At 64.5% G+C, this 15968-nt stretch carries 19 protein-coding genes; 12 read left to right on the plus strand and 7 right to left on the minus strand.

From position 1 onward, the window contains the following. Positions 1 to 2: 2 nt before the first annotated feature. The 8 genes from ctaD to VIM61_11935 are packed head-to-tail and all read left to right on the plus strand — an operon-like array spanning position 3 to position 8900. Entirely contained in the window at positions 3 to 1703 is a 1701-nt protein-coding gene (gene ctaD / locus VIM61_11900; GenBank protein ID HEY8901105.1) for a cytochrome c oxidase subunit I, read from the plus strand. Positions 1704 to 1734: 31 nt separating this feature from the next. After that, positions 1735 to 2346: a heme-copper oxidase subunit III gene (locus VIM61_11905; GenBank protein ID HEY8901106.1), complete on the plus strand. Its 612-nt coding sequence runs from the start codon at positions 1735 to 1737 to the stop codon at positions 2344 to 2346. 3 nt (positions 2347 to 2349) lie between these two features. Beyond that, entirely contained in the window at positions 2350 to 3201 is an 852-nt protein-coding gene (locus VIM61_11910) for a hypothetical protein (protein ID HEY8901107.1), read from the plus strand. Next, a complete protein-coding gene (locus VIM61_11915; protein ID HEY8901108.1) occupies positions 3198 to 3920 on the plus strand; it encodes a cytochrome c in 723 nt (240 codons plus the stop codon). Before VIM61_11910 ends, VIM61_11915 begins: the two co-directional genes overlap by 4 nt. 14 nt (positions 3921 to 3934) lie before the next feature. After that, a complete protein-coding gene (locus VIM61_11920) occupies positions 3935 to 4534 on the plus strand; it encodes a Rieske (2Fe-2S) protein (GenBank protein HEY8901109.1) in 600 nt (199 codons plus the stop codon). Next, positions 4531 to 6066 carry a cytochrome b N-terminal domain-containing protein gene (locus tag VIM61_11925; GenBank protein ID HEY8901110.1) on the plus strand — a complete coding sequence of 512 codons (1536 nt, stop codon included), beginning with the start codon at positions 4531 to 4533 and terminating at the stop codon, positions 6064 to 6066. Before VIM61_11920 ends, VIM61_11925 begins: the two co-directional genes overlap by 4 nt. A gap of 60 nt (positions 6067 to 6126) precedes the next feature. After that, positions 6127 to 8352 (plus strand): cytochrome c oxidase assembly protein, encoded by a 2226-nt coding sequence (locus tag VIM61_11930; protein ID HEY8901111.1) that lies wholly within the window; start codon positions 6127 to 6129, stop codon positions 8350 to 8352. After that, complete coding sequence (locus VIM61_11935; GenBank protein HEY8901112.1) at positions 8352 to 8900, plus strand: hypothetical protein; 549 nt, start codon at positions 8352 to 8354, stop codon at positions 8898 to 8900. The genes VIM61_11930 and VIM61_11935 overlap by 1 nt, the downstream gene beginning before the upstream one ends. A gap of 14 nt (positions 8901 to 8914) precedes the next feature. Here the strand turns inward: VIM61_11935 and VIM61_11940 are convergent, their stop codons facing one another. Beyond that, positions 8915 to 9268 carry a GNAT family N-acetyltransferase gene (locus VIM61_11940; protein HEY8901113.1) on the minus strand — a complete coding sequence of 118 codons (354 nt, stop codon included), beginning with the start codon at positions 9266 to 9268 and terminating at the stop codon, positions 8915 to 8917. A gap of 123 nt (positions 9269 to 9391) precedes the next feature. Here VIM61_11940 and VIM61_11945 point away from each other — a divergent pair, with 123 nt between their 5' ends. Both VIM61_11945 and VIM61_11950 read left to right on the plus strand, forming a co-directional pair. Beyond that, on the plus strand, positions 9392 to 9706 hold the full coding sequence (locus VIM61_11945; GenBank protein HEY8901114.1) for a hypothetical protein: 315 nt from the start codon (positions 9392 to 9394) through the stop codon (positions 9704 to 9706). Positions 9707 to 9835: 129 nt separating this feature from the next. After that, a complete protein-coding gene (locus VIM61_11950; protein HEY8901115.1) occupies positions 9836 to 10612 on the plus strand; it encodes a dienelactone hydrolase family protein in 777 nt (258 codons plus the stop codon). 23 nt (positions 10613 to 10635) lie between these two features. Here the strand turns inward: VIM61_11950 and VIM61_11955 are convergent, their stop codons facing one another. From VIM61_11955 to VIM61_11970, 4 genes are all read right to left on the minus strand, one after another. After that, the gene (locus tag VIM61_11955; GenBank protein HEY8901116.1) at positions 10636 to 10767 is read right to left on the minus strand and encodes a hypothetical protein; all 132 of its coding nucleotides are present in this window, start codon (positions 10765 to 10767) and stop codon (positions 10636 to 10638) included. A 6-nt stretch (positions 10768 to 10773) separates the two neighbouring features. Continuing rightward, positions 10774 to 11067, minus strand: coding sequence for a hypothetical protein (locus tag VIM61_11960; protein HEY8901117.1), 294 nt, complete (start codon positions 11065 to 11067; stop codon positions 10774 to 10776). A gap of 66 nt (positions 11068 to 11133) precedes the next feature. Next, positions 11134 to 11328 carry a hypothetical protein gene (locus VIM61_11965; protein HEY8901118.1) on the minus strand — a complete coding sequence of 65 codons (195 nt, stop codon included), beginning with the start codon at positions 11326 to 11328 and terminating at the stop codon, positions 11134 to 11136. Positions 11329 to 11388: 60 nt separating this feature from the next. Next, positions 11389 to 11595, minus strand: coding sequence for a hypothetical protein (locus VIM61_11970; protein ID HEY8901119.1), 207 nt, complete (start codon positions 11593 to 11595; stop codon positions 11389 to 11391). A gap of 78 nt (positions 11596 to 11673) precedes the next feature. On the opposite strand from VIM61_11970, the gene surE reads away from it, so the two are divergent. Beyond that, a complete protein-coding gene (gene surE / locus VIM61_11975; GenBank protein ID HEY8901120.1) occupies positions 11674 to 12363 on the plus strand; it encodes a 5'/3'-nucleotidase SurE in 690 nt (229 codons plus the stop codon). Positions 12364 to 12426: 63 nt separating this feature from the next. After that, positions 12427 to 15375 carry a right-handed parallel beta-helix repeat-containing protein gene (locus VIM61_11980; GenBank protein ID HEY8901121.1) on the plus strand — a complete coding sequence of 983 codons (2949 nt, stop codon included), beginning with the start codon at positions 12427 to 12429 and terminating at the stop codon, positions 15373 to 15375. Between the two features lie 89 nt (positions 15376 to 15464). On the opposite strand, the gene VIM61_11985 is transcribed toward VIM61_11980, so the two are convergent. Together VIM61_11985 and VIM61_11990 are read right to left on the minus strand one after the other, a co-directional pair. Then, positions 15465 to 15620: a hypothetical protein gene (locus VIM61_11985; GenBank protein HEY8901122.1), complete on the minus strand. Its 156-nt coding sequence runs from the start codon at positions 15618 to 15620 to the stop codon at positions 15465 to 15467. Beyond that, the coding region (locus VIM61_11990; protein ID HEY8901123.1) for a hypothetical protein at positions 15617 to 15968 on the minus strand (352 nt) is incomplete at its 5' end. The genes VIM61_11985 and VIM61_11990, both read right to left, overlap by 4 nt.

Genomic DNA, 15968 nt, shown 5'->3' on the forward strand with positions numbered 1-15968 from the left:
TCATGGCGCACGGCTCCAGCACCACTCCCGAAGACGATTTTGTCATCACGCCCACCCGCCCGGGTGAGGAAAAAGGCTCCTGGTCTTCGGTCATTCAGGATCTCCTTTTCACGGTCGACCACAAGAAGCTCGGCCTCATGTATATCGGCTCCGGCCTGATCTTCTTCGTGATCGCCGGCCTGATGGCCGCGGCCATCCGCCTCCAGCTCGCGATTCCGAACGCCCACTTCCTCGAGCCGGACGTCTTCAACCGCTTCTTCACCATGCACGGCACCGCGATGGTCTTCCTCGTGGGCATGCCGATCATCTTCGGCATGGCGAACTACCTCGTGCCTCTCATGGTGGGCGCCCGAGACATGGCCTTCCCGCGCCTGAATGCCTTCGGCTTCTGGATGTTCTTCTTTAGCGCCTGGTTCCTGTATTTCAGCTACTTCGCGGGCCCCGGTCTCTATAACGCCGGCAGCGCGCCCGACGTCGGCTGGTTCGCGTATTCCCCTCTCACCAGCAAGGCCTTCTCCCGTGGCCACAGCTCCGATTACTGGACCCTCGCCCTCCTCGCAAGCGGCGTCGGCAGTATCGCGACCGCCATCAACATCATCGTCACCACGATCAGTCTGCGCTGCAAAGGGATGACCCTCGGCCGCATGCCGCTCTTCGTGTGGACGTTCCTCGTGGTCGCGTTCCTCGTGATCATCGCGATCCCGCCGCTCTCCGCCTGCCAGATCATGCTCCTGCTCGATCGGTATCTCGGAGCGAAGTTCTTCGACACCCAGGCTGGCGGCTCTGCCGTCCTCTGGCAGCACTTCTTCTGGATCTTCGGCCACCCCGAAGTTTACATCCTCATTCTTCCCGGCTTCGCCGCAATGAACGAGATCGTGCCGGTCTTCTCCCGCAAACCGATCTTCGGCTACCCGATCATGGTCGGCGCAAACGTGATGATCGCCTTCATTTCGCTCGGCGTGTGGGCTCACCACATGTTCACCGTCGGCATGACGTCGCTCGGCAACTCCTTCTTCGCGATCTCCACGATGCTCGTGGCCGTGCCCACCGGCATCAAGATCTTCAACTGGATCGGCACGATGTATGGCGGGAAGATCCGTTTCGAGCTGCCGATGCTGTTCTGCATCGCGTTCCTCTTCCAGTTCCTCATCGCGGGCCTCACGGGCGTCATGCTCTCGGTTGCGCCATTCGACTGGCAGCTTAGCGACTCCTACTTCGTCGTCGCCCATTTCCACTACGTCCTGATCGGCGGCCTTCTCTTCACGATCTTCGCGACGATCTACTTCTGGTATCCGAAGTGCTTCGGCCGAATGCTCAGTCACAAGCTCGGCATGTGGCACTTCTGGCTCTTCACCATTGGCTTTCACGTCACCTTCTTCCCGCAGCACATCTCCGGCTTCCTCGGAATGCCACGCCGCATCTACACCTACGAGGCCGGCCGTGGCTGGGAGATCTGGAACATGATGTCCTCGCTCGGCGTGATCCTGCAGGCCGCCGGTATCCTGATTTTCGTCTGGAACCTCATTTATTCCTACCGCAAGGGCAAGATCGCCGGTGATGATCCGTGGGATGCGTGGACCCTCGAGTGGGCCACCACTTCGCCGCCGCCGGATTACAATTTCGAGAAGACTCCCGAAGTGCGCAGCCGCCGCCCGCTGTGGGATCTCAAGCACCCGGACGATCCGGACTGGAAATACGAATAAGCGCCCCACCTTCGCCCTTTAGCCCATCCGAATGGACCAATTCATCAATCAGCCCGTTTCCTTCGCCGAAGAAGAACGCCCCTGGCGTCCCCCTTCCCTTCGCAAGGTCGGCATGCTCTGCCTGATCACGACGGAAACCGCCCTCTTTTCGATTTTCGTCGTCGCCTACCTTTTCTACATGGGCAAGAGCCTCAACGGCCCCTATCCGCACGAGATTCTCGCCTTTCCTTGGAGCGGAAGTATCGCCCTCATCGGCAGTAGCTTCACCCTCCACGCCGCAGAATGGTTCCTCAAGAAGGGCAACCGCGCGATGTTCCACCTCTGGTGGTTCATCACCATCGCGATGGGCGCCTACTTCCTCTATTTCACCGGGCACGAGTGGTATGAATTCATCTACCACCATCACCTCACGATCAGCACGAATGTCTTCGGCTCGACCTTCTATTCCCTCGTCGGTTTGCACGCCAGCCACGTCGTGGTGGGCCTCATTCTGCTCAGTATCATCCTCATCAGCAGTCTGCGCGGCAAACTTCACCACGATCACCACGAGCACGTGGAGATGATCGGCTGGTATTGGCACTTCGTCGATGCCGTCTGGATCGTCGTCCTTACGGTCGTCTACATCCTCAGCGCGCACTACTAGACCATGTCTCACGATCCGCATTCCCACTCCGATCCGAATTCGGTCGAGCTCCCGATCCCAACGGCGTGGCCGATCATCTCGGCTTTCGGCATCACCTTGATGGTCGCCGGACTCGTCACCGACCCCGTCGTTTCGCTCGTTGGCTTCCTCTGTGCTCTCTCTGGCGCCATCGGCTGGTTCACCGATGTCTTCCCGCATCCGAAGCACGAGCCCTTCCCGATTCGTCACACTTCGGAATGGCCGCAGGAAGTCGTCAGCGAAGGCCGCACGGTCTCGCATCTCCATGTGGGGGAACACCACCACCGCGAACAGATTCCCACGGCTGTTCATCCCTACACCGCCGGCTTCGTCGGCGGTCTGCTCGGCGCGGTCGTGATGGCCTTCATCGCCTGCGCCTGGGGTCTCCTCGTGGATCACAGCATCTGGTATCCGATCAACCTCCTCGCCGCGGCCGGTTATCCCGACCTCTCCACCGCCAGCACGGAGACACTCAAGCAATTCAGCCTCGCCGGTCTCATCGTTGCGACGATCACCCATCTCACCACATCGGTGATGGTCGGTCTCCTCTACACGGTGCTCCTGCCCATGCTCCCCGCCAAGCGCGAGTGGCTCTTCGGCGGCATCGTCACCCCGATCATCTGGACCGCGCTGATCTGGGCCACCCTCCGCTTCATCAATCCGACCCTCAACGAGCGCTTCGAGTGGATTCCGTTCCTCCTCAGCCAGATCGCGTTCGGCATGGTCTGCGGATTCTACGTCTACCGCTCCACCAAGGTTTCCACCCAGCAGGGCTGGACCGTCGCAGCTCGTCTCGGCGTGGAAGCCGCTCATCACCCGGGGGAGAAAAAATCATGATCCGCTCGCGAATCCTTTCCTTCACCCTCTGCGCCCTCGCCGCGTCGGCTCTCACTGCCTGCGACGGCAAGCTCGACGTCTCCGCGCTGGATAGCTGGATGCCCGGCAAACCCAAGCGCGAGGACGCTTGGAAACCCGAAACCGCGATCACGAGCGGCGAGGAAATCTTCGCGCAAAACTGCCTCGGCTGCCACAGCATCGGCGGCACGCCGTCTCCCTCGATCGCAATGAGCGACCCGCTCTATCTCGCGGTCATTCCCCCCGAGATCCTCAAGAGCATCATCGCGAACGGCATCAAGGTCTCCAGCATGCCCGCGTTCAGCGAAGAGCACGGCGGCAGCCTCACTCCGGAACAGATCGAGAAGCTCGTTGCCTTCATCCTTGAGAAGAAGAAGCCGATCGACGGTCCGCTCCCCGCCTACGCTGCCCCGGCCGGCAACGCCGCCGCCGGTCAGATCGCCTTCGAGACTTACTTCTCCAAGTTCCCCGGCATGACGGGCTATGGCTCGATCTCCGATCCTGCCTTCCTCGGCCTCGTCACTGACCAATACATCCGCACGCTGGTCATCGCCGGTCGCCCTGAACTCGGCCTGCCCGATTACCGCTCCCGCGTTCCCGGCAAGGCGATGTCCGACCAGGAAATCGCCGATGTCGTCGCATGGCTCATCTCCCAGCGCCGCAACGAGTTTGGCCAGCCGCTCACCACTACGAACCCGTAAACGTTTTTTCCGCAATGACACCCGAGACTCCCAAGGAAACCAAGACTGATGCCTGCTGCCAGACGGGCGACGTCGCGGTGGTAGACGCCCCGCCGCCCACGACGCGCCGCCATTTCCTTTTCCAGATCGGCATCGCCCTCAACGTCGTCGCCGGCGCGCTCATCACCGTTCCCATCCTCGGTTACGTGATGTCCGCCTTCGTCAAGAAGTTCGATCTCGAGTGGACGAATCTTGGCCCGATCAGCAACTTCCCCGAGGGCGAGATTCGCATCGCGAATTACGAGAACCCCTACCGCCGGCCGTGGGACGGTGAGACCGCGAGAATTCCCTGCTGGGTGCGCCACGTGCCCGGCGGCACCTTCCAGGTCTTCGCCATCAACTGCACCCACCTCGGCTGCCCGGTCCGCTGGTTCGCGGAATCGAAGCTCTTCATGTGCCCCTGCCACGGTGGCGCCTTCTACGAGAACGGCGACCACGCCGCCGGCCCGCCGCCCCGCCCGCTCTACACCTACGAATACCGGGTCAACGGCAGCAACCTCGAGATCAAGGCTGGCATTCTCCCGAATATCGGCAATCCCGGCAATCCCACCGAGAAAGTCAAAGGAGAAGCATGATCGCGAACGCGAAAAAGAAAATCACCGACGCCGCACTCGGAGCCTTCGGCTGGCTGGATGATCGCTTCCACGTCACCGAGATTTTCGAGCACACCGCCGGCCACCACATCCCGAAGAGCACCAGCAGCTGGTTCTACGTCTTCGGCAGCGCCACCCTGCTCTGCCTGATCATCCAGCTCATCACCGGCACGCTGCTCGCGATGGTTTACGTCCCCTCCGCGGACCAGGCCTACACGACGCTTACCTACCTGAACTACGACATCCCGCTCGGCTGGATGCTCCGCGCGATCCACTACTGGGGGTCGAACTTCATGGTCGCGATCATGCTGATCCACATGACGCAGGTTTACCTGTTTGGCGCCTACAAGTATCCTCGCGAAATCACGTGGATGTCCGGCGTGCTCCTGCTCCTCATCACGCTCGGCCTCGCCTTCACCGGCCAGGTCATGCGCTTCGACGAAGACGCATATTGGGGCATCGGCATCGGCGCATCGATCACCGGCCGCTCCCCAATCATCGGCGGCGAAGCCGTCCAGATGCTCCTTGGCGGCCCGATCATCAACTCCGAGACCCTCTCGCGTTTCTTCGCGCTCCACGTCTTCGTGCTGCCCGGCGCCATCCTCGCCATCATCGTGCTGCACCTGCGCATGGTGCTCCTCAAGGGCATCAACGAATGGCCCACCCCCGGCGTGCTCGTCAATCGCGAGACTTACGACAAGCACTACGCCACGATCATCCGGAAGGAAGGTATCCCCTTCACCCCGCATGGCATCGGCAAGGACCTCATCGCCGGCGCGGTCGTCATCGGCGGCATCCTCCTCTGCGCGATCATCTTCGGCCCCAAGGGACCGCTCGGCCCGCCCGACCCCACGATGATCGACGCCCATCCGCGTCCCGATTGGGCCTTCATGTGGATCTTCGCCGTCGCGGCGCTCATGCCAGACTGGGCCGAGACCCTCGCCTTCCTCGTCATCCCGCCCATCGCCATCGCGTTCCTCTTCGCCCTGCCGTTCTACAACAACACGGGCGAAAAGCACTGGAGCCGGCGCCCGTTCGCCGTCCTCACGGTGCTCTTCCTCTATCTCTCGCTCGGCCTGCTCACCGTGTGGGGCTTCACCTCGCCGTGGTCGCCGGATATGATCGCCTGGCGCGCCGCTGAGACGCCCGCGCCCTTCGTGAAGGCAAAGACGCCGCTCGAGCTTCAGGGTCTCGTCGTCCTCCAGCAGAAGCAGTGCCGCAACTGCCACGCGATCGACGGTATCGGCGGCAAGCGCGGTCCCGATCTCGCCGATGTGGGCTCGCGCCTTACCGCGCCCCAGCTCGCGCGTCAGGTCATTCAGGGTGGCGGCAACATGCCAGCCTATGGCAAGAACCTCACGCCCTACGAAGTGGATGCCCTCGTCGCCTACATGGTCTCGCTCCATCCGCCCGGCACCACGCCGGCGCTCGACAGCGCGAAACCCGCCGTGTATCCCGAAGAAAATTCCAAGAAGAACGCCAAGCCCGAAGCCGCCCATGGCGAAGCTGGCTAGGCGACTTCGATTGGTCATGCGGGGAGTGGCCCTCGGCCCTCTCCTCGCGTAACTTCCGCGGTGAACTCCGCCTCCGTCGCGGCCGCCGCTTTTGCGTCCTGGAAATTCGAGCCCGGTGTCATCGCCGGGCTTCTTCTCTCCGCCATCCTTTATTTTCGGGGCTGGCGCCGCCTTCAGCGCAGCGCCCCGCACCGATTTTCCGGCTGGCGGCTGGCGTGTTTCTGGGGCGGACTCGCGACCATCTTCCTCGCCCTCACGTCTCCACTCGACGCCTTTGCGAACTTCCTGCTGAGCGTCCACATGGTGCAGCACCTCATGCTCACCATGGTCGCGCCGCCCCTCCTCCTCCTCGGCTTCCCCTATCTGCCGATTCTTCTCGGCCTGCCGCGGCGCATCACCACCCATGTCCTCGGGCCTTTCCTGATCTGGCCGCCGCTGAAGACCTTCGGCGCCTTCATCACCCATCCCCTGGTCACCCTGCCGCTGTTCTGCCTCTCGAACATCATCTGGCACGTTCCCGCCCTCTACGAACTCGCCCTCCGCTCCACCACCTGGCACCGCGTCGAGCACATCTTCTTCCTCGGCACCGCCGTGCTCTTTTGGTGGAACGTCATTCTCCCCTGGCCGAGCCATGCGAAACGCCCGCTCTGGGTCGCCGTTCCCTATCTCCTCCTCGCGGACTTCCAGAATACCGCCCTCTCCGCATTCTTCTCCTTCTACGACGGCGTCATTTATCCCACCTACGCCGCCGCCCCGCGCGTCGGCGACCTCAGCGCCCAGGCGGACCAGGCCGGTGCCGGCGCCATCATGTGGGTGCCGGGCTCCGTCGCCTTCCTCGTTCCCTGCGGCTTCATCGCCGTGCGCTTTCTCTCGCGGAAACGCGACCCCCAGCCGCTTCCGCCGCGAGCTCCGGCGTCGCCCCCCGGCTTCGTTTCCCGACTTTGGCAGCGTCTGCCCTGGCATTCACCACGCTTTCTGCCGCACCTCCGCCGCGTCCTCCAATTCACCCTGCTCGGCCTGGCCGCCCTCGTCGTCTGGGACGGCTTCACCGGGCCGCAAGTCAGCGCCATGAACGCCGCCGGCGTGCTCCCGTGGACCCATTGGCGCGGCCTCACCGTCCTTGCGCTCGTCTTCGCCGGAAACCTCTTTTGCATGAGCTGCCCGTTCGTGTTCGTCCGCGACGGTGCCCGCCGTCTTTTCGGCCACGCCCAGCTTCCCTGGCCCCGTTTTCTGCGGAACAAGTGGCTGCCCGTCGCCCTGCTTGTCCTCTACCTCTGGGCCTATGAAGGCTTCGCGCTCTGGGATCGTCCATGGGCCACCGCCGCAATCATCGTCGGTTATTTCGTCGCCGCCACGCTCATCGACACGCTCTTCAAGGGCGCGAGCTTCTGCAAATACGTCTGCCCGATTGGCCAGTTCCATTTCGTCCAATCCCTCGCTTCGCCCGCCGAGGTGCGCATCAGGGAACCCGACGCCTGCCGCTCCTGCCGCACGTTCGACTGCATCAAGGGCAACGCCACCCGGCGCGGCTGCGAGCTCCAGCTCTTCCAGCCCCGCAAGTCCGGCAACATGGACTGCACCTTCTGCCTCGATTGCGTTTCCGCCTGTCCGCACGACAACGTCGCCGTCCAGCCCACCCTGCCCGGTCAGGACCTCTGGCGCGCGGGGACCCGTTCCTCTCTCGGCCGTTGGGAATCCCGTCCCGACCTCGCCGCCCTCGTCCTCGTGCTGACCTTCGGCGCTTTTGCGAACGCCGCCGGCATGCTCGCCCCGGTGCAGGCTCTCGCCCCCGCCTGGGGCCTCTCCCACCTCGCCTTCACAACACTCCTCCTTCTCGCCACGTTCAGCCTCGCAGGGATCGCGCCCGTGCTCGCCGCCGCCCTCGCCCGTCCGCAGGAGCGCATTCCCGCCCCGCTCGTTCGCACCACGGCCGCCTACGCGATCGCCCTCGCCCCGCTGGGCTTCGGCATGTGGCTCGCCCATTTCGTCTTCCACCTCTTCACCGCCTCGCACACGCCCATCCCCGTTTTTCAGCGCCTCCTCGGTCTCGCGCCCGACTGGGCCATCGCCTCGTGGAGCTCTCCCGGCCTCCTCGCCTTCGAACTTCTCTTCCTCGACGCCGGCTTTCTTCTCAGCCTCTACGCGACCTGGCGAATTGCGAAGAACCGTTCCCGCCGTCCCATCCGTGCCGGCCTTCCCTGGGCCCTGCTCGCCGCCGCGCTTTACCTCGCCGGCATCTGGATTATTTTCCAACCCATGCAAATGCGCGGCACCCTCACGCCCTGATGAAGCCTCTCGCCTTCGGAATCGCGCTTCTGCTCCTGTTGCCCGCGGCCGCGTTCGCCGACGGCGGCGCCGTCATCTCCCAGCAGGTCGTCGGGCCTTATCGCGTCACGCTCTTCGGTTCGCCTTCGCCCCTCCGCGCCGGTCCCGCCGACCTCAGCGTCATGCTCCAGGACGCCGCAACCGGAGAAGCCGTGCTCGATCGCAAGGTGGCGATCCAGGTGCAGGCCGTCACGAACGACGCGAAATCCGAGGCGTGGGTCCCGCCCTGTTGCTCGATGAAGCCCACCGTCGCCGCGATCACCGCCACCCACGCTGTTGCGCAGAACAAGCTCCTCTACGCCGCGAACGTCCTCCTTCCCGCCAGCGGACCGCACCAGATCTCCGTCATCATCGGCGACGGTCCCGCCGCTCCGGATGCCACCCTGCAGGCCACCGCGGAAATCGCTCCGCCGGCGCCGCCGGCCTCAGCCTACTGGGCCTACCTCGCCGCGCCGCCGATCATCATCGCCGGCTTCGCCCTCAACCAGCGTCTGCGCCGCCGCCCGTAGCTCCCGGCTTACGCTCAGGTCGCGCGGAGACTCGCGTATTCCGGATGTCGCCGCAGGTAGGCGTCCACGTAGCTGCATTGCGGCACCACCCGTAATCCCTCGGCCCGCGCGTGCTCGAGCGCCCGCTTCACCAGCTCGCCGGCGATCCCGCCTCCACGCATCTCCGGAGGCACAAACGTGTGCGTAATGACCATCCGCCCCTCCCGAATGTGATAATCCAGCACCGCCATTCGCCCCGAAAATTCCCGCTCGAATCGCCCTTTCTCAGCATCATGCCGCACGTCGCTCATCCCCCCGATCCAGCCCCATTTACCGTGCGAACACCAGATTTTGTGGTTGATGACCCAAAACCAGAATTTTTCCACCATATGGAATAATTTCGAGAAATTCGCTTGACCGTTTGCGAACACCACGCATTTTTAAAATCATCGACATGTCGATTTTTTAACACGCCATCAACATCTCCTAACCCCCCCGAAAGTCCCTTTGCGATGAATCCCTCCTCGCTGTCCGCCCGCACCTCGCGTTCTCAGCCCGAAGAAAGCCCATTCTACGTTTCCCGCGAGATTGGTCGCCACCTCGAGGTGGCTGGAAACGAAAATCCGTCCATTCCCGATCTCCACACGCCGCGGCCACTGGAGACCGAACTCCGGGATCAGATCGAGCGCCTGCGCCTCGCGCTTTCGCAGATGCTGGCGCACGAAACCGGGCAGAACATCCAGGTCTTCCGCAGTCCGGCGGTGGATAACGCGCGCCTCTGCGCCATCGCCGACAATATCTGGAACCTGCGCCGCTGGTCGGACTAGGTCCCCGGTCTTTCTTTCCTCTCCATCGGGACCGGCGCGGTTTGTCTGCCCGAAAAAGAACGCCATCGCTCAAAATTCCCGTGCGCCCGCGGCCGGCCGGCTGAGGTTGAATCTGCGAACTCCTTCCGCATGAAAGCCCTCCTCGCCGCATCCCTGCTGCTGCTGACCTGTCTCGCCACCCCGCTGTTCGCTCAGGATTGGGCGAAGGCCCGGCTCGAGGCCTCACCCCGGCACGGCGAATGGGTGACGATTCCCCAGGGCAGCCGCGAGGTTCGCGCCTTCATCGTCTATCCCGAGGTGAAGGACAAGGCCCCCGCCGTTCTCGTCATTCACGAAATCTTTGGCCTCACGGACTGGGTGCGGGGCGTCTGCGATCAGCTCGCCGCCCTTGGCTACATCGCCATTTCGCCGGACCTCCTCTCGGGCCAGACCATCGGAGACGTGGATGCCGCCCGCTCCGCGATCGGCCAGCTCTCGCCCGATCAGGTCACCGCCGACCTTCGAGCCGTCGCCGCCTACGTCCGCAAACTCCCCGCCGCGAACGGCCGCCTCGCCGTCGTCGGCTTCTGCTGGGGCGGCGGTCAGGCCTTCCGCTTTGCCACCAACGAGCCCGAGCTCTCCAGCGCTTTTGTCTTTTACGGACCCGGCCCCGACGCCGCCGACCTCGCCCGCATCCAGGCCCCCGTCTACGGATTCTACGCCGAGAACGACGCCCGCATCGGCGCCACCCTTCCCGGGACCACCGCAGAGATGAGGGCCACGGGCAAAACCTTCGAGCCCGTCACCTACCCCGGCGCCGGCCATGGATTCATGAGGGCCGGCGAGGCGCCCGACGCCACCGCGCCGAATCGCGACGCCCGCGCAGCCGCCTGGAAACGCCTCCAGTCCCTCCTCGAAAAAATTTAGGGTCAGCGCGCGCCGGGCAGACGTCATCCGCAGAATTTGAAGGTCACCAGATCGTGGATCGCGCCGTAAAGTCCGCCGAGAAGCCCGCCCGTTAACGTGAAGCCGAGCATTGGCCCGAGGAGCCTGCGCTCAACGACGGGGAACAGCAGGTTCATTCGCTCTCACCGGGACGTCAGGAACGTCGACGCGACGAGAAACAGGAAACACGCGATCGCGAGGAGGACGCCCAGCGCCTGCGCAAGCTTCGGGCGGAGGATGCCCCGGTCGAGGTTTACACAGGCCGACGCGAAAGCCACCCACACGAGCGGCACGACGAACAGCCAGAGCGCGATACGGTCCAGACGCAGCAAATAAGAAGAGCCGTCGAGGCCGGGATTCGCCTGAAGCATGATCTTCAGCACAACGACACCGAGCGAAAGGAAGGCAAACTGCGTAAGCGCGAGAACTCGGATCATGGAAAATTGGGAACGCCTTCGCAGCGTATCCCGCCTTCCGGCGACTGCCAAGCCGCGCCTTCCCGCCTATTTGCGGAATTCGCGAAGGCGGGCCATGCGCAGCTCCTGCAAGCGCTCGCGGATGCTTTTCCGCACCCGCACGGGCCGTGGCTCGGGAGCGACCGGCGGGTTTTGCGCCGCGACCTCGCTCTGCCAGCCCGGCACGGCCGACGCCATTTCCTGCTCGAATCGAATTTCCAGCCCCGTGGGTAGGTCTCTCATCATGACCTCGAAATGTTCACGCGTTTCCCGAAATTTTCCATCCCGTTTTCGGGCGCGGCCTCAGCGCGGCGCGCGATCGCGCAGCAGGAGCTCGGCCAGCAGCGTCAGGTAAAAAACGGCGCCGGCCCCAAAGAGGCTCCAACCGATCGGGGCGCGTTTGTCCCGGGGCACCCGCGTCGCGAGGGCAAGGGCGAGACCCGCGGCCGCCGTGGCTCGGGTGCCGGTCAAAAGGCCGATCTGCAACAGAGTCAGCGGATAGGTTTTCATGGTTCACGCTCCACCGCGCGAAGGGCGGCGTCAACGTGCCGCCTTTTCTCCGTCGCGCGGCGGGTCTAGCCTTTGTCCATGAAACTTCTCCTCAGCAACGACGATGGCATCCAGGCCGCGGGCCTCGCCGCCCTGCTCGAAGCAGCGCAGGAATTCGGCGAGCCGGTCGTCGTCGCTCCGGTCGGCCCGCAATCCGGCGTCAGCCACGCCGTCACGTGGGAAGGCGCCGTGCGCCTCGAGGACCGCGGCCCCGGCGGCTTCGCCATTCACGGCACGCCGGCGGATTGCGCCCGCCTCGGCCTGCTCCGCGTTGCGCCGGATGCCGGATGGGTGCTCAGCGGCATCAACCACGGCGGCAACCTCGGCGCCGACGTCTACTACTCCGGCACCGTCGCGGCGGTGCGCGAGGCCGTCCTCCACGGCTGGCCCGGCATCGCGTTCTCGCAATACCTCCACCGCGACGCCCCGGCGGACTGGGTGCGCGCCACGGGCTGGGCCGCCCGCGTCCTCGCGGAATTGCTGCCGCGCCCGATCGAGCCCGGGCGCTTCTACAACGTGAATTTCCCGCACATCGCCGCCGGCGATCCCGAACCGGAAATCGTCTTCTGCCCGCTCGACCCGAATCCCCTGCCGCTCAGCTACCGCCACGAGGACGGCGGCCACCACGTTTACGACGGCGTTTATTTCGACCGCGCCCGCTCGCCCGGCGCCGATGTCGACACGTGTTTCTCGGGGCGCATCGCCGTCACGGAAATTCGTCTCTTCTAAGAATCGTCGCGTGCGCTTCGGCAGCCGACCTGTTACCACTGACGCAGGTCGTTCGACCATCCCATGAATAAAGGCCCGCTGTTTTCGGCTGTTGTCGTCGCGTCCTTCGCGATTTTCCCCTCCCTCACTCAGGCTGCGACCTATCGCGTGACCACGCTGGCCGATACCTCCCAGCCCGGCACGCTGCGATCGGCGATCCGGCAGGCGAACCAGAATCCCGGCAGCCGCATCATCTTCCGCACCGCGGGCACGATTCACCTCTCCTCTCCGCTGCCCGCCATCACGAGCAAGGTCGACCTCGACGGCACCTCGGCGCCCAGCTACCACGACTCGCCGCTCATCACCGTCGATTTCTCCGGCCACACCGGCCTCGCCGTCTCCAAGAGCGCGGATGGCACCGAGATCAAGGGCCTCTCGCTCGTGAACTCGAGCGACTCCGGCATCGCAATCCACGCGTCGAACGTCACCGTCGCGGCAAACTACATCGGCCTCGACTTCACCGGCGCGCCCCGCGGCAACGCCGGCGACGGCGTGAAGATCTTCTCGTCGTCGAACAACAACCTCATCGGCGGCTTCGATCCCGTCACGAGCATCCGCTACTTCGACACCTCGAACGCCAGCGCCTTCACCGTCCAGCCCGTCACCGCCTGGCAGGGCCTGCGCAACTACGGCAAGGGCACGAAGAACTTCCTCATCTGCGGCAGCTCCGACGAGGACGGCCTGCTCTACGTCGGCCCGCTCGCCGGCGGCGGCGCCAGCTACCTCGTCGACAACCCCGTCGCCACGAGCACGAGCGTCTACGGCCCCGACAACCTCGGCAACGGCCGGCTGCGCCTCGTCGGCAGCTACAAGCAGGCCAACGACACCATCTACAACCACGGCTTCGTCTGGGAAGGCCGCCTGAGCGATCTGCCCAGCGGCGGCAAGTTCCGCGCCATCAACTACCCCGGCGCCACCTACCAGTTCACCCACAGCACCATGGGCGACCTCGCCGTGGGCAATGCGGACGGCCCCGGCAAGGGCGGCAAGTCGCCGATCGGCCCCGGCGTCGCCTACATCTACGACGTCAAGAAGGGCGCCTTCATCACAAACATTGTTTACCCCGGCTCGAAGAGCAACACCGCCTACGGCATCTGGTATAACGGCGGCACGCGCTACACGATCTGCGGCGGCTACAGCCCGAAGCGCACGAACAATCTCAGGAACCAGGGCCGCCCGCTCGACCAGGGCCGCGCCTTCCTCGTGGACTACGATTCGCGCACGAACACGTTCTCGAACTGGGCCACCTACCGCTATCGCAACAGCAAGCGCAGCAAGACCTACATCACGCATTTCGAGGGCATCAGCAGCGCCGAGGACGGCGTCTACACGATGAATGCCGACTCCGTGAAGCGCGGCTCCAGCGGCCCCGCGCAGGGCTCCTGGGTCTCCGTCCGCCGCCTGCCCGACGGCACGTTCAGCAAGGCCCAGTGGGTCGACCTGAACTTCGACGGCGAGCGCCGCGGCGTCACCAGCAGCAATTCCGTCTACGGCAACAACGTCGTCGGCCTCGTCGTGACCGACCAGCCCTTCGCCTACCAGGCCACCGTCAACATCGGCTTCACGCTCTCGAACGTCATCAGCGCCAACGGCGGCAACGGCGTCGGTGTCTACGGCTCCGGCGCGAACATCATCGCGCAGAATTACATCGGCACCGATCCCTCCGGCAAACGCGCCCTCGGCAACCGCAAGAACGGCGTCCTCATCACCGGCCGCGCGAAGGGCAACCTCATCGGCGGCCAGGAAGTCGGCGACAACAACCCCACCGGCTCCGAGGGCAACGTGAAGCCCGTCTACGAAGTGCCGCCGCAGGGCAACGTCATCTCCGGCAACCGCGGCGAAGGCGTGCTCGTCAGCCGCGGCGCCGTGAAAAACACCCTCAGCGGCAACTTCATCGGCACCGACGCCACCGGCAACCAGGCCCTCGGCAACCGCCTCAACGGCGTGCGCTTCGACCGCGCCCCGCGCAACTCCCTCATCGGCTGCACCCTGCGGCAGAATCCCTTCGTCTTCTACAACGTCATCTCCGGCAACGGCCTCAACGGCGTGCTCGTGAAGAGTTCCAACGACATCACCATCCAGGCGAACTTCCTCGGCATCGGCGCGAATAACCACGTCCTCGTGCCGAATCGCCGCGACGGCCTCGCCGTCACCGGCTCGTCGCAGACCACCACCGTCGGCGGCGTCATCCCGCTCGGCAACGTCATCTCCGGCAACTCCGGCAACGGCATCTCCGTCTCCGGCACTGCCGGCGGCTTCGTCTCGTTCAACACCTTCGGCGGCGGGTTTGCCTTCGGCGGCGCCGCGCCCAATGGCAGGAACGGCATCCTCATCACCGCCACCGGCGGCAACCAGACCATCCAGACCTGCATCCTTTCCGGCAACACCGGCAACGGCCTCGAGATCGGCGGCGACGCCAGCGGCGTGCAGGTCACCGATACCGCCTGCGGCACGCAGACGAACATCGGCTCCGCCCTGCCCAATGGCGGCCACGGCGTCGTCTTCCGCGGCACCGCGCACAACAACGTCCTCGGCGGCCGCCAGCCCTCTGTCGAAGGCCGCACGCACTTCTCTGGCAACATGGGCTACGGCGTCGTCGTCGCCGAGGGCGCGCACGACAACGCCATCTACAACTCCGACATCGGCATCGGCCACATCATCTCCGAGGGCACGCACCCGGCCATTCCGAACCAGCTCGGCGGCATCTACCTCGGCGCCGGCACCTCCGCCACCACCATCGGCGGCAGCGGGCTCTACGCGAACGAGATCGACGCCAACAACGGCCCCGGCATCGCCATCATCTCGTCCACCGCGAACATCATCGACAACAACAACATCCTCCAGAACCTCACCTACGGCCTCTACGCCACCGGCGCCTGCACCGGCTCCGCCGCCACCGGCAACACCATCACCGGCAACGGCACCGCCGACGTGGAAATCTCCACCGCCACCGGCATCACCGTCACCCCGTAGCCGATGTCCTCACGGGCCATGTCTCCCCTCGAAATCGCCGTTTTCGACCGTAAATCGTTTTGTGCCGCAGAAACGATTGCGCGCGGGAATCAGCGCAATCCCCGCGCCCGCCCCGCCTTGGCCATCGTTTTCGAGGCCTCACGAAGTTTTTCGACGATGCGCACCTTCTCAGGGTAGGAGAGCCTCGCGAGCGATTTGCGGCGCTCCCGCTTGCCGGCCAGAATTTGTCGGGTAAGCGCAGTCATGCGAGGAATCTCTCTTCGAATCTAGCCCAGGCGTCAACCAGCCCATGCCGCACCAGCACCGCGTCGAATGCCTCGGCATCGAGAGTCCCGGATTCCAGAAAAGTCAGCAGGCGGGTGAAATCCTTCGATCGGCCCGTTTGTAGCGCAATGGCGCACAGATGCTCTGCCTTCATGACCCGGGCCAGCACCCCCTCGAAATCCACCGCCACTGCCTGCTCCACCGCTTCTCTGAGCAGCGACGACTCCGCTGGAAGAAACTGCACCGGCCATCCACAAATGTTGATCGCGTCCCCTTCCGGAAAATGCCCTCTCGCCCGCAAAAAATCGTAGATCGGCGCAAGCGTCAGC

Source organism: Chthoniobacterales bacterium (assembly GCA_036569045.1).
GTDB lineage: Bacteria > Verrucomicrobiota > Verrucomicrobiia > Chthoniobacterales > JAATET01 > JAATET01.

Excerpts from the sequence above, each read along its gene's own strand:
- ctaD (HEY8901105.1), top strand. The coding sequence starts at position 3 with ATGGCGCACGGCTCCAGCACCACTCCCGAAGACGATTTTGTCATCACG.
- VIM61_11905 (HEY8901106.1), top strand. The coding sequence starts at position 1,735 with ATGGACCAATTCATCAATCAGCCCGTTTCCTTCGCCGAAGAAGAACGC.
- VIM61_11910 (HEY8901107.1), top strand. The coding sequence starts at position 2,350 with ATGTCTCACGATCCGCATTCCCACTCCGATCCGAATTCGGTCGAGCTC.
- VIM61_11915 (HEY8901108.1), top strand. The coding sequence starts at position 3,198 with ATGATCCGCTCGCGAATCCTTTCCTTCACCCTCTGCGCCCTCGCCGCG.
- VIM61_11920 (HEY8901109.1), top strand. The coding sequence starts at position 3,935 with ATGACACCCGAGACTCCCAAGGAAACCAAGACTGATGCCTGCTGCCAG.
- VIM61_11925 (HEY8901110.1), top strand. The coding sequence starts at position 4,531 with ATGATCGCGAACGCGAAAAAGAAAATCACCGACGCCGCACTCGGAGCC.
- VIM61_11935 (HEY8901112.1), top strand. The coding sequence starts at position 8,352 with ATGAAGCCTCTCGCCTTCGGAATCGCGCTTCTGCTCCTGTTGCCCGCG.
- VIM61_11940 (HEY8901113.1), bottom strand. The coding sequence starts at position 9,268 with ATGGTGGAAAAATTCTGGTTTTGGGTCATCAACCACAAAATCTGGTGT.
- VIM61_11945 (HEY8901114.1), top strand. The coding sequence starts at position 9,392 with ATGAATCCCTCCTCGCTGTCCGCCCGCACCTCGCGTTCTCAGCCCGAA.
- VIM61_11950 (HEY8901115.1), top strand. The coding sequence starts at position 9,836 with ATGAAAGCCCTCCTCGCCGCATCCCTGCTGCTGCTGACCTGTCTCGCC.
- VIM61_11955 (HEY8901116.1), bottom strand. The coding sequence starts at position 10,767 with ATGAACCTGCTGTTCCCCGTCGTTGAGCGCAGGCTCCTCGGGCCAATG.
- VIM61_11960 (HEY8901117.1), bottom strand. The coding sequence starts at position 11,067 with ATGATCCGAGTTCTCGCGCTTACGCAGTTTGCCTTCCTTTCGCTCGGT.
- VIM61_11965 (HEY8901118.1), bottom strand. The coding sequence starts at position 11,328 with ATGAGAGACCTACCCACGGGGCTGGAAATTCGATTCGAGCAGGAAATG.
- VIM61_11970 (HEY8901119.1), bottom strand. The coding sequence starts at position 11,595 with ATGAAAACCTATCCGCTGACTCTGTTGCAGATCGGCCTTTTGACCGGC.
- surE (HEY8901120.1), top strand. The coding sequence starts at position 11,674 with ATGAAACTTCTCCTCAGCAACGACGATGGCATCCAGGCCGCGGGCCTC.
- VIM61_11980 (HEY8901121.1), top strand. The coding sequence starts at position 12,427 with ATGAATAAAGGCCCGCTGTTTTCGGCTGTTGTCGTCGCGTCCTTCGCG.
- VIM61_11985 (HEY8901122.1), bottom strand. The coding sequence starts at position 15,620 with ATGACTGCGCTTACCCGACAAATTCTGGCCGGCAAGCGGGAGCGCCGC.